Genomic DNA, 12,788 nt, shown 5'->3' on the forward strand with positions numbered 1-12,788 from the left:
CAGCCGTCAATTCGAGCTATTCCGTCGCTTTCGATGCAGAGCCCAAACGAATTTCGCCAGGAGCGGCAGGAGCGTGACACCGCTGATCAGAATCAACGCAACCGTGAGGCCACGGGAGTCGGCGGTAATCAGTACTTCGCCAAACATGACGATCAGGTACGCCGTCGGAACCACCCCGGCCAGCGTGGCAATCAAGAAACGCCAGAAAGCCAGCGGTGTGAGGCCTGCCGCGTAACTGACGGCATCGAACGAGATAAATGGCACCAATCGCGATGCGAATACGACGAGCATCAACCCCGTCTGAGAGCGCTCCTTTCCCAGCCAGTCCAACATGGGACGTATACGCGTCCAGCGATGGATCACCTCGTAGCCGAGCAGGCGGGCAATGCCGAAGGCGATCAGCGCGCCGGCCTCGGCACCGAGGACCACATACACCGTTCCCCATAGAGGCCCATAGGTCGCACCGGCCACCATGGCGATCGGGCCACTGGGTATCGGGCTCATGACAATGGCTGCTATCATCATGCCCATAATGGCCAGCGGTCCCCAGACACCCAACTGACCAACCCACTCACGCAAGGCGCTCTTATCAGTAAATATCGATAAGGTCCCGGTCTCCATCAGGGTCCAGTAGAGAGCTGCCAAGCCAATCAATACAGCAACTCCCACTGCGAGCCTGGGATTTACACCAAGCTTGCTTGCCATGCCCATCTCAAGTCGTGTGTCGATAGCCAACCTCTTTCGAGGGAATCGACAAGTCGTGTGGTATGACATGTTATGTCATTCCTTTACCGTTATGGCGCATCACTCAACACCTAATATTCCGCGAAGCCGGTCGGTCGACACCGCACCATTGATACGCTGCACTTTCCCAGCTTCATCGCGGTAGTAGCTGGTCGGCGTCCCCGTGGCGCCTGCCTCGCGCATGAGCTGGGCATGCCGTGTCAGAAGCGCTCGACTCTCCTCCGATGGCACCACCGGCCCAATGCCGCCATCGCGGAAGTTCAATTCATGGGTTTCGAGGGCGCTGGCCGGGTCATTCGACTCAAGGATCGCAGCCGCCTTGCGGAGACTGTCTTCTGACAGAACGCCGACCAGCACATGACGAAGCTGAAGCTCACCTTGCTCGATTAGAGGCCGTGAACTTTTCCACAGCGCGTTGCAGTAGGGGCAATTGGGGTCGGTCAGTGTATACACGATATGTGACGCATTATCAGGCCCTTCCGGGATGAAGCGAGTATCTTCAAACGCGCTCCAGGCAGCCTCTAGCATCGGTCCCAGTACCAGAGCTTGGACCTGCCTTTCCATCACAGCATTGCCCTGAGGATCGATTAAGGTGCCGACGATCGCGTAATCGTCAGCAGAGGGAACATAGGCTGGCATAGGCTCATTATTATAAGATAAGGCGTATCCTTGGATATCGCCCGGGGCATCGAAGGTACCGTGGAATTTGAATCCCTGGTCCAACAATGCCGTAATCGATTCGGGCAGAGGAGCCCCGGTATCGGCTGCGCTACTGACTTGGTGGTCTTCATGGGAATCGGTCCCCGTTTCCTCCGCCTGAGCAGGGAGCGTGATGAGACCGAACAGCCCTGCAATAGCAAGGAAATAAGTGAAACGAATGGTGTTTTTCATGAACGGCCTCTTGAACATACTCTCCGGTCAACCCAAGGAAAAAGGGCTGTCGCAGGCGATTGGTTGTCAGCTATTGCGCTTCTTTCCGAAAAACAGATACTTGACGAGCGCGGCAACGCCAAGTACCAGCGTAATAATCAGCAGGATGGCTATCAGCCCCATCCCCGCCATAGGCCACATGCATGCTTCGCTTCCCATCATCTCGGTCTCCTGTTTACTTTCGCTGCTTAAGCCTGGTGGACTTGACCCGCTTGGGGTTCACCGACTGTCATGGGTGACGTGTCATCGATATCCGGCGTGAAGCGGCGTAACCGCAACGAGTTGGTCAGCACGAAGATGCTGGAGAAGCTCATGGCGGCAGCCGCCAGCATGGGGTTGAGCAATAGGCCGACCACCGGGTACAGCACCCCTGCCGCGACGGGAATCAGCGACACGTTGTAGCCGTAGGCCCAGACGAAGTTGCCGAGAATGGTCCGACGGGTACGCTTGGAGAGCGCCGTGGCATTGACGATGCCTCGCAGGTCGCCCCGCATCAGCACCACATCGGCGGCCTCGATGGCGATATCCGTGCCGGTGCCAATCGCGATGCCCACATCGGCCTGGACCAGCGCAGGGGCATCGTTGATACCGTCACCCACGAAGGCGACACGCCTGCCTTCCGTTTGAAGACGCTGAATTTCCGCCGCCTTCTGATCGGGCAGCACCTCGGCGAGTACCCGTTGAATGCCAACCTGCCTGGCGATGGCGTCGGCGGTACCACGGTTGTCGCCGGTGAGCATGGCCACCTCGAGCCCCATCGCCTTGAGAGCGGCGATGGCCTCGGCGGAACCCGTCTTGAGCGGGTCGGCCACCGCGATGATCGCCGCGAGCCGGCCATCCACCGCTGCATAGAGGGGGCTCTTGGCGTCCTCGGCAAGTGCTTTGGCCTGCACCTCCACAACCTCCAGATCGATGCCGAGTCGGTGCATGTAACGATCGGCACCGACATGGACCTGGTGGCCGTCGACCTCGGCCTCGATGCCGTAGCCAGGCTCGGCATTGAAGCGACTGATCGTGGGCAGTTCAAGCCCGCGCGCCTTGGCACCCTGTACGATGGCCTCGGCGATGGGATGCTCGCTCTGGGCTTCTACTGCGGCGACCAGGCGCAGCAGTTCGTCTTCGTGGCCTTCGACCACGACGAAGTCGGTCAGCTCGGGGCGTCCCCGGGTCAGGGTACCGGTCTTGTCCAGCACCACCGTATTCATCTTGCCGAGCGTCTCGAGCGCCGCACCCTTGCGGAACAGGACGCCCATCTCGGCTCCCTTGCCCGAGCCCACCATGATGGCGGTAGGCGTGGCCAGCCCCATGGCGCAGGGGCAGGCGATCACCAGCACACTGACAGTAGTGACGAAGGCAAACGAGAGCGCCGGCTGCGGCCCGACGGCGAACCACACCCCGAAGGTGATCAGCGCGATACCCATGACCACGGGCACGAACACGCCGGCGATCTTGTCGGCCAGCTGCTGAATCGGCGGCTTATCGGCCTGGGCTGACTCCACCATCTGGATGATCTGCGCCAGCACCGTATCGGCACCCACCCGCGTGGCACGAAAGGTGAGGGCGCCATTCTTGTTGATGGTGCCGCCGACGACCTCGGCATCCTTGCCTTTCGCCACGGGTATCGGCTCGCCGCTGATCATCGATTCGTCGACGTAGGAATGGCCCTCTTCGACCACGCCGTCTACCGGGAGGCGTTCGCCCGGGCGAACCAGAAGGCGATCACCGGGTACGACGGCCTCGATCGGCACCTCATGCGTTTCACCATCGCGCAGGACGCGGGCGGTTTTCGCCTGCAACTGCAACAGTTTCTTGATGGCTTGCGAGGTCCGCCCCTTGGCAATATGTTCAAGGTAGCGCCCGAGCAGGATCAGCGTGACGATGACCGCCGCCGCCTCGAAATAGCTTACCGCAGTGCCCGGAGGGAAGAGTTGGGGCACGAGCAGGGCGGCAACCGAAAAGAAATAGGCCGCGCTGGTACCGATCATGACCAGGCTGTTCATGCCAGGATTGGCATGCCGGAGCTCGGCATAGCCGGCACGGTAGAAACGTGCCCCGGCGTAGAATTGTACCGGCGTGGTCAACAGCCATTCAATGGCCATCCATCCGCGGTGGGGCATCAGGCTGGAAAAGAAGGGCTGGAATGCCGGGACCATCTGGCCCATGGCGATCACCACCACCGGTATCGTCAGCAGTATGGCGAGAATGACCTTGTGGCGAAGCTGAATACCCTCCCGGTCCTCGCTGTCCGCCTGCTGTGGCGTATCGACATCCTGCGGCTCATAGCCCGCCTCCCGGATGGCATGATGGATACGCGACAACGACACGGCACCCGGCAGGAAGCGGACGAAGGCCTTCTGTGTGGCAAGATTGATACTCACCTCCACCATGCCGGGCAGCTTCCCGAGCGCTCGCTCTATCCGCGAGACGCAGGATCCGCAGCTCATGCCGGTGACGGGAATGTCGATGCTTTCCACCACCGGCTGATAGCCCGCCGCTTCGATGGCGTCGAGCAGGCCGGCAGTAACGGTGCCGCCTTCCATCTGGATCGCCGCCTTCTGCGTGGCCAGGTTTACCTGAGCGTCGATGACGCCCGGCTGCTGGCCGAGCGCACGCTCCACCCGTCCGACGCAGGATGCACAGGACATGCCACGAATCTCGATGTCGACGTTTTCAGCCATAATTGCCTTCTCATGTCCCTTGTCCACCCGACAAGACACACTAGTTGTGGGTATCAGAAGTTGCGCTGTTAGTGGTTTCGATCCCGCTCATCGACTTTCTCGGCGATAGCCTCGACGATCGGGCAGCCTTCCTGCATCGGCCCCTCTCCCGTGCACTCGGCAAGGGATCGCGACAACACGGCCTCGATCCGGGAAAGATGCTTGATCTGCTCGCGGATCTTGTGCAGTTTTTCTTCGGCGATGCGCTTGGCCTGCGCTTGGTCGCCGTTGGCATCCTGGAGGATCAGCAGTTCGCGAATTTCGTCGAGCGTGAAGCCCCACTGCTTGGCGTGAACGATGAATTGCAGCCTGGCCACGGCATCCATGGGATAACGCCGATAGTTGGCTTCCGTGCGCTGAGGGGCGGGCATGAGCTTCTCTTTCTCGTAAAAGCGAATCGCCTGGCTGGCAACCCCGCTACGTTCGGCAAGCTCGCCGATACTGATTGTTTGCATGGCTTCACCTCACGATACTGTGCATCGGAGCTTCCGGCAGCCCGATTGGGCCGGGCTGCCGGATTCACGAGCCGTGCTCCGATTAGTCCGGTTGGCGCACGACACGCAGGTAGGGCGTCTTGGCTTCCCAGCCATCCGGAAAACGTTGTTTGGCGTCGTCATCCGACAGCGACGGCACGATGATGACATCCTCGCCGTTTTGCCAATCGACGGGCGTAGCCACCTTGTGCTTGTCGGTCAGTTGGAGCGAGTCGATAACCCGCAGGATTTCGTCGACGTTTCGCCCGGTGCTGGGTGGGTAGGTCAAGGTCAGGCGGATCTTCTTGTCGGAATCGATGATAAAAACAGTGCGCACCGTCACCTTGGGGTCGGCTTTCGGATGGATCATTCCATACAGCGTCGCCACCACCTGGTCCGCGTCCGCGAGCAGGGGGTAGTTCAGGGCCGCGCCCTGGGTCTGCTCGATATCCCTGGCCCAGCCATGGTGGGAGGCGAGGGGATCGACCGATACCCCCACCAGCTTGACGCCACGCGCGGCGAACTCGTCCTTGCGCCTGGCAAACGCGCCCAGTTCCGTGGTGCAGACTGGCGTATAATCGGCGGGGTGCGAGAACAGCACGGCCCAGTCCTTGCCCAGCCACTGATGAAAGCCAAGCGTACCTTCGGTGGATTCGACCGTGAAATCGGGAGCTATCTCCCCTAGCTGTAGGGTCATCTCGCTTTCCTTATCTATGGCAAGTGTCGGATGATGCACTACGCACGATATCCTTTAAGTCAACTTTAAGGTCAAGGGCTTTCGAGGGGAGGGTGGTATTCTTTTAGGTTATATTGATAGACATTTATTCTTGATTGACCTTGAGGTAGACGTAACCTTTAGAATCATCCGCCGAACTGAATGCGAAGCAGGCAGCAGGCCGGTTCGCGCCTAGCACGTTGCCCCCAGGAAGCGTAATGCCTTGGAATCTCTCTCTTCTATCGGTCTGATCGGTGCCTTCGCCGGCGGGTTGATCTCCTTCTTCTCGCCCTGCACGCTGCCGCTGCTACCGGCCTACCTGTCGGTGGTCACGGGCGGTAGTGCCGGCAAGGCCGATAGGCGGCTGGAGGCATTGATTCTCAGTGCCTTCTTCGTCTTCGGCTTCAGCATCGTGTTCATCGTGTTGGGGCTCGGCGCCAGTGGCATCGGCCAACTGCTGCGCGGCTATCGCCAGGAATTCAACTGGGTCGCCGGCTCGGTGGTGATCGTGCTCGGCCTGTTCATGACCGGGGTGTTCCGGTTGTCGCTGTTCCAGCGCACCCTTCAGTTCACACCGAACGTCCAGGGCGGTTCCCCGCTGGCGGCGACGGTGTTCGGGGTATCCTTCGCCATCGGCTGGACACCCTGTATCGGCCCCATCCTGGGCGCCATCCTGATGGCCACCTCCAGTGCCGCCGGTGCCCAGGCCGGCATGATCTATCTCAGCGCCTATTCAGTGGGCCTGGCGCTGCCTTTTCTCGCCAGCACCCTGCTGATCAATCGATTCGCCCTGCATCGGCAAAGTCTGGGGAGGTGGAGCGCCTATGCTCGCCCGGTCGCCGGCACGATCGTGATCCTCATGGGCATCGCTATCGTCTCAGGCACCATGACGCGGCTTTCCAGCATCATGGTCGACCTCTTCCCGTTTCTGGCGACCCTGGGGTAGTCAACTCTGGAGTTCGTAGTGACATCCGCCAAGGCATCCGGGTGGCGGTCATGGTTGACACGATATTGACGCATGGGCTGTTGATCCGGCTCGGTATCTTCATCGGGGCCTGGTGGCGATGGTTTATTCTCCCTTGACCTTCCCACTGCAGTAAGGTCTACCGTATTCATATCTAACATGCGTCGCACCGAAGACTTTGGGAGCGATCCATGAATATCGGTGATGCGAGCAGGCTCAGCGGTGTCACAGCCAAGATGATCCGCTACTACGAGGCAGTCGGGCTGATCCCGGTGCCACTCCGGGGGGCGAACGACTATCGCCACTACCGGCCCCACGACATCCATTGGCTGCGATTCATACGCCGTGCCCGGGACCTCGGGTTCTCGCTGGAGCAGACGCGCCAATTGATCACGCTCTGGCAGGATCATGAACGCTCGAGTGCCGAGGTGAAACGAATCGCCACAGATCATGTTGCCGAGCTGAACGACAAGATCTGCCAGATGGCGGCGATGCGGGAGACCCTCGTCGAACTCGCCGAAAACTGCCAGGGCGATCACCGGCCCGAGTGCCCCATCCTGAGGGACCTGGCCGACGACGAGATGACAGCAACCAGCCGCGTGTCATGAGTTTTTGCGCGACGGAGGATTCGTCATGGCAAAAGATCCTGTCTGTGGCATGAACGTCGACCCCGCAGCGGCGGAAAGCCTCGAACATCGCGGAGAGCGTTACCATTTCTGTGGCAGTCACTGCGCCGAGCGCTTTCGCGAGGATCCGGACGCCGTGCTTGCCGATACCTCGGCGGCGGCGGAGCCCAGTGGCAGGGCCAACTATTTCTGTCCCATGTGTCCCGGCGTGGAGAGCGATGAGCCGGGGGAGTGTCCCAAATGCGGCATGGCGCTGGAGCCCATCAAGCCGCAGCCGTCGTCGAGGGTCCAGTACACTTGCCCGATGCATCCGGAGGTGCGGCAGGATGAGCCTGGCGATTGCCCCAAGTGCGGCATGGCGCTCGAGCCGATGACCGTATCGGCCGAGGAGAAGAGCCCCGAGCTCGTCGACATGACGCGCCGCTTCTGGGTCGGCGCCGTCTTCACGGTGCCGGTCCTCGTGCTGGCCATGGGCGGCTTGTTGCCGGGGCTCGGCCCTCTTCTGGATCTGGAGCGCGCTGTCCCGCGCGACCTCTCCCACTGGCTCGAGCTTGCTTTCGCGACACCGGTCGTTCTGTGGGCCGGCTGGCCGTTCTTCCAGCGCGGATGGATGTCGGTGGCGACGTGGAACCTCAACATGTTCACGCTGATCGCCATCGGTGTCGGCGCAGCCTATGCTTATAGCGCCGTGGCGACCTTGGCTCCCGGGATCTTTCCAGCGGCGTTTCGCGGCCCATCCGGCGAGATCGGCGTCTACTACGAAGTGGCCGCCGTGATCGTCGTGCTGGTGCTCCTCGGCCAGGTGCTGGAGCTGCGCGCCCGCGAGCGGACGGGAGGCGCGCTACGCGCGCTTCTCGACCTGGCGCCGCAGACCGCGCGGCGGATAACCACGGGCGGTGACGAGGACGAGGTTCCGCTCGATCAGGTCCAGCACGGCGACCGACTGCGCGTGCGCCCGGGCGACAAGGTGCCGGTCGACGGCGAGGTCGTCGAAGGGCACAGCGCGGTCGACGAGTCGATGGTGACGGGCGAGCCCATGCCCGTGGAAAAGACGGCGGGCGCCAAGGTCATCGGCGGTACCGTCAACGCCACCGGCAGCTTCGTGATGCAAGCCGAACGCGTGGGCAGCGAGACCATGCTGGCGCAGATCGTCCAAATGGTCGCCGAGGCGCAGCGTTCGCGCGCGCCCATCCAGCGGCTCGCCGACGTGGTGGCGGGCTACTTCGTGCCGGCCGTGGTGGGGGTTGCCGTGCTCGCCTTCATCGCCTGGGCGATCTTCGGGCCGCCGCCAGCCCTGGCGCACGCGCTGGTGGCCGCCGTCGCCGTGCTCATTATCGCGTGCCCCTGCGCGCTCGGCCTGGCGACGCCGATGTCGATTCAGGTCGGTGTCGGCCGCGGCGCGCAGGCCGGCGTGCTGATCAAGAACGCCGAGGCCCTCGAACGCTTCGAGAAGGTCGACACGCTGGTCGTCGACAAGACCGGCACGCTGACCGAGGGCAGACCGCGTGTCGTCGCCGTCGAAACCGGCGACGGGATCGGCGAAGACGAGCGCCTGCGCCTTGCGGCGAGCCTTGAGCGGTCGAGCGAGCACCCGCTCGCGGCCGCGATCGTCGAGGCGGCGCGAGAGCGCAAGCTCAAGCTCTCCGACGCCGACGACTTCGATGCACTCACCGGCAAGGGTGTCATCGGCACGGTCGAGGGCCGTCGGATCGCGCTTGGCAACACGCGCCTCCTCGACGACCTGAGCCTCGAGGCCGGACGCTTCGGCAAAACGGCGGACGAGCTGCGCCGGGACGGCCAGACGGTGATGTTCGTCGTGGTGGATGGCACGGTCGCCGGCCTGATCGGCGTCGCGGATCCGATCAAGGAGACGACGGCGAACGCGATCCAGGAGCTCCGTGCGGATGGTCTGCGCGTCGTCATGCTCACCGGGGACAACCGCACGACCGCCGAAGCCGTTGCTCGCAAGCTCGGCATCGACGAGATCGAAGCCGAGGTGCTGCCGCAGGAGAAGGGCGAGATCGTCCGGAAATACAAGGCGGAAGGCCGGGTCGTTGCGATGGCCGGGGACGGCGTGAACGACGCGCCGGCTCTGGCGGAGGCTGATGTCGGCATCGCCATGGGCACCGGCACCGACGTGGCGATCCAGAGCGCCGGTGTCACCCTGATAAAGGGCGATCTTTCCGGCATCGTGCGCGCGCGGCACCTGAGCCGCAGCGTGATGCGGAACATCCGGCAGAACCTGTTCCTCGCCTTCGTTTACAACTCGCTCGGCGTTCCCGTGGCCGCAGGCGTGCTCTATCCGGTTTTCGGGCTTTTGTTGAGTCCCATCATCGCGGCCGCGGCGATGAGCCTGAGCTCGCTATCCGTTGTTAGCAACGCGCTGCGCCTACGGGCAACAAAGATCTAGACTGCGCCATATCCAAGATGGACGGGATGAATTGGATGATGGGCGGTATGGCGCTGGTCGTTCTCGTGCCCGGGATCGTCGCGCGCATCGAATATCTGGGGAGGTAGGACAGAACTTTTGGGAGGAACACCGGCATGAGCGAGGAAACAGACGTCGTCATTCTGACCGGGAGCAGCGGCTTTATCGGCTCGGCTGTCGTCGAAAAACTAGTCGGACGCTTCGCCCTTATCGGCTTCGACCGGGAAACCCCGCCTCACCCTCCGGCGTCCGCAGAATGCGTCTGCATCGATCTTACCGACGATGAGAGCGTCGAGGCCGCCTTGCGCCGGGTACGGGCGGCCTACGGCAACCGGATCGCCTCGGTGATCCACCTTGCCGCGTATTTCGATCTGACCGGCGAGCCCAATCCCAAATACGAGCAGGTGACTGTCCGCGGCACCGAGCGGCTGCTGCGCGGACTGCAAGATTTCGAAGTCGAACAATTCGTGTTCGCAAGCACGATGCTGGTTCACGCGCCGGGCGAGCGCGGCCAGCCCATTGACGAGGACTGGCCGCTCGACCCGAAGCTCCCCTACCGGGACTCCAAGATTCGGACGGAGCGACTGATCCATGAGCAGCGTGGCTCGATTCCAGCGGTTCTGGTGCGTCCCGCCGGGGTCTATGACGACCTGTGCCACTCGGCCTTTCTGTCGAGCCAGATCGCCCGGATCTACGAGCGAAAGCTGATCAGCCACGCCTATCCCGGCGACCTCCGAACCGGACAACCGTTCCTGCATCTCGACGACTTGACCGACGCCTTGCTTGCAATCGTCGAGCATCGCAACGCGCTGCCGCCGGAGCTTCCCCTGCTTCTCGGAGAGCCTCAGACGTTGAGTTTCGGGGAGCTGCAGCGGGAACTCGGACGCCTCATCCATGACGAGGAATGGGAGACCCGGCAGATCCCCAAATCCCTGGCCAGAACGGGCGCCTGGATCGAGGACGAAATCCTCGATGAGGATCCATTCATCAGGCCCTGGATGGTTGACATCTCGGATGACCATTACGAGATCGACATCTCGCGTGCCCGGGGCCTGCTCGACTGGGAGCCAAAGCATTCGCTGCGCGACACCCTCCCGAAGATCGTCGACACCCTCAAGGACGATCCGTACGGCTGGTACAAGGCGAACAAGCTGAACGCGGCGCCAATGGCCGCGGCCGGGGCAGAGGAGGCACAGGAGAAGCGGGCCGAGGCGGATCCGGTCTGGCATCGCGAGATGATGCGCAAGCACATGGCGAACATGCAGCTCATGCATTTCGACATGCTCTGGGTACACTTCCTCACCATTCTCCTCGGCCTCTGGCTCGCGACCAGCCCGTTCGTTTTCGGCACATTCGACGAGACGAGCTTCCGCGAAGCGGTACTGCGCGTCACGGAGGAACGCGGGTTGTGGGAACCCGCGCAGCGCAGCGCGCTGACCGCCTGGAACGACCTGATAAGCGGTCTCCTGATCGCGCTGTTCGGCGCCCTGTCGCTGTCGACCCGGTTCAGATGGGCGCCATGGGCGAACACGACCATCGGCGTCTGGCTCTTGTTCGCACCCCTGGTTTTCTGGACGCCGAGCGCCGCGGTCTATGCCAACGATACCGCGATCGGCGCCCTGGTGATCGCCTTCGCGATACTGGTGCCGATGATGCCCGGCATGAGCCACGAAGGCATGATGGATTCCTCCGACGTGCCGCCGGGCTGGAGCTACAGCCCGTCGACATATCTGCAGCGCCTGCCGATCATCGCGCTCGGCTTCGTCGGCTTCGTCATTGCCAGATGGCTCGCAGCCTACCAACTCGGTCACGTCGACAACGTGTGGGAGCCGTTCTTTTCCGGCGATGCGGCGCGTAACGGCACGGAGTTCGTCATCACCTCTGAGGTCTCCCGCGCCTGGCCGATCGCCGACGGCGGCCTGGGCGCCGTCAGCTACATGTTCGAGGTGCTGATGGGGGTAATGGGCGGACGTGCCCGCTGGCGGACCATGCCGTGGATGGTGCTGCTCTTCGGCATCGTGGTCGTCCCGCTCGGGTTCATCAGCATCTATTTCATCATCATCCAGCCGATCGTGATTGGCACTTACTGCACGCTCTGCCTGCTTGCTGCGCTCGCGATGCTGATCATGATCCCCTACTCGCTCGATGAGCTCGTGGCGATGGGGCAGTTCTTGGTCCTCAACACACGGCGCGGCCGGCCGTTCTGGCGTGCGTTCTTCATGGGCGATGCTCTGCCAGGCAGCGGCATCGACAAGCGGCCAGATTTCGGCGCTGCGTTTGGCGACATGATCGCCTCCGCGGCCCGCGGCGTGACCGTCCCGTGGACGCTCGTTGCAAGCGCCCTCCTGGGCCTGTGGCTGATGTTCAGCCGACTCGTCTTCGGGACCGTACCCCCAATGGCGGACAGCGACCATCTGGTCGGCGCCCTCGTCATCACCGTCGCGGTCAGTGCCATGGCCGAAGTGGCGCGGCCCCTCCGCTTCATCAATGTCCTGTTTGGCCTTTGGCTGATTGGGGCACCGGCGTTGCTTGCGGGCGCATCAACACCTGCCACAGCTGGAAGTGTCCTCGTCGGGATCCTGCTGATCGGTCTCAGCCTGCCGCGCGGATCCAGGAGCAATGAGCATTACGGAGCTTGGGACCGGTTTGTGTTTTGAATTCTCCGGGCTCACCAGAGAAAGAGGCGCAACGAGAAGGAAGATTTGCAATGGAAGCGAGAGATTAATGCCCCACGACATGGTCATCGTACGCCCGGATACGCCGGTGGGAGACACCGCCGAGGCGCTGCTGAACCGGCGAATCAGCGGGGTCCATGTCGTTGACCCCAAGAAGAAGCTCATCGCGATTGTGAGCGAAGGAAACCTCATGCGGCGGCCGAAACCGGGACCGAGCGGGACGCGTGGTGTGGAGGTGGCGGAGTGGACGCAGCGTGCCGAGACGCTGCAATCCGAAGGGCAAACCGTGATGTTCCTGGTAGCCGATGGTCAGGTTGCGGGGCTGATCGGTGTCGCCGACCCGATCAAGGAAACCACCTCGCAGGCGATCCGGACGCTACAGGCCGACGGTCTGCGCATAGTCATGCTCACCGGGGACAAGCGCACGACCGCCGAAGCCGTTGCTCGCAAGCTCGGCATCGACGAGATCGAAGCCGAGGTGCTGCCGCAGGAGAAGGGCGAGATCGTCCGGAAATA

The 12,788-nt window shown here is 62.4% G+C and carries 11 protein-coding genes; 5 read left to right on the plus strand and 6 right to left on the minus strand.

What is annotated here, in order from left to right:
* Nucleotides 1–6: 6 nt before the first annotated feature.
* The 6 genes from CR157_RS16485 to CR157_RS16505 form a co-directional block, all read right to left on the minus strand.
* Nucleotides 7–705 carry a TVP38/TMEM64 family protein gene (locus CR157_RS16485; RefSeq protein WP_110284833.1) on the minus strand — a complete coding sequence of 233 codons (699 nt, stop codon included), beginning with the start codon at nucleotides 703–705 and terminating at the stop codon, nucleotides 7–9.
* 99 nt (nucleotides 706–804) lie between these two features.
* Nucleotides 805–1,635: a thiol:disulfide interchange protein DsbG gene (gene dsbG, locus CR157_RS16490; RefSeq protein ID WP_181422089.1), complete on the minus strand. Its 831-nt coding sequence runs from the start codon at nucleotides 1,633–1,635 to the stop codon at nucleotides 805–807.
* 66 nt (nucleotides 1,636–1,701) lie between these two features.
* A complete protein-coding gene (locus CR157_RS23085; RefSeq protein WP_258364209.1) occupies nucleotides 1,702–1,836 on the minus strand; it encodes a hypothetical protein in 135 nt (44 codons plus the stop codon).
* 26 nt (nucleotides 1,837–1,862) lie between these two features.
* Entirely contained in the window at nucleotides 1,863–4,352 is a 2,490-nt protein-coding gene (locus CR157_RS16495; protein ID WP_110284635.1) for a heavy metal translocating P-type ATPase, read from the minus strand.
* A 68-nt stretch (nucleotides 4,353–4,420) separates the two neighbouring features.
* Complete coding sequence (locus tag CR157_RS16500; protein WP_110284636.1) at nucleotides 4,421–4,846, minus strand: heavy metal-responsive transcriptional regulator; 426 nt, start codon at nucleotides 4,844–4,846, stop codon at nucleotides 4,421–4,423.
* 82 nt (nucleotides 4,847–4,928) lie between these two features.
* Nucleotides 4,929–5,561: a peroxiredoxin gene (locus tag CR157_RS16505; protein WP_110284637.1), complete on the minus strand. Its 633-nt coding sequence runs from the start codon at nucleotides 5,559–5,561 to the stop codon at nucleotides 4,929–4,931.
* A 241-nt stretch (nucleotides 5,562–5,802) separates the two neighbouring features.
* On the opposite strand from CR157_RS16505, the gene CR157_RS16510 reads away from it, so the two are divergent.
* From CR157_RS16510 to CR157_RS23360, 5 genes are all read left to right on the plus strand, one after another.
* Nucleotides 5,803–6,525 (plus strand): cytochrome c biogenesis CcdA family protein, encoded by a 723-nt coding sequence (locus tag CR157_RS16510; RefSeq protein WP_110284638.1) that lies wholly within the window; start codon nucleotides 5,803–5,805, stop codon nucleotides 6,523–6,525.
* 209 nt (nucleotides 6,526–6,734) lie between these two features.
* Nucleotides 6,735–7,151, plus strand: coding sequence for a Cu(I)-responsive transcriptional regulator (gene cueR, locus CR157_RS16515; RefSeq protein ID WP_110284639.1), 417 nt, complete (start codon nucleotides 6,735–6,737; stop codon nucleotides 7,149–7,151).
* Between the two features lie 25 nt (nucleotides 7,152–7,176).
* Nucleotides 7,177–9,579: a heavy metal translocating P-type ATPase gene (locus tag CR157_RS16520; RefSeq protein WP_110284640.1), complete on the plus strand. Its 2,403-nt coding sequence runs from the start codon at nucleotides 7,177–7,179 to the stop codon at nucleotides 9,577–9,579.
* A 134-nt stretch (nucleotides 9,580–9,713) separates the two neighbouring features.
* Nucleotides 9,714–12,254 carry an NAD-dependent epimerase/dehydratase family protein gene (locus CR157_RS16525; protein WP_110284641.1) on the plus strand — a complete coding sequence of 847 codons (2,541 nt, stop codon included), beginning with the start codon at nucleotides 9,714–9,716 and terminating at the stop codon, nucleotides 12,252–12,254.
* 67 nt (nucleotides 12,255–12,321) lie between these two features.
* Nucleotides 12,322–12,788: HAD-IC family P-type ATPase (locus CR157_RS23360; protein ID WP_373681025.1), on the plus strand; the 467-nt coding region annotated here is incomplete at its 3' end.

This window comes from Halomonas sp. LBP4, from assembly GCF_003202205.1.
Taxonomy (GTDB): Bacteria; Pseudomonadota; Gammaproteobacteria; order Pseudomonadales; family Halomonadaceae; genus Halomonas; species Halomonas flagellata.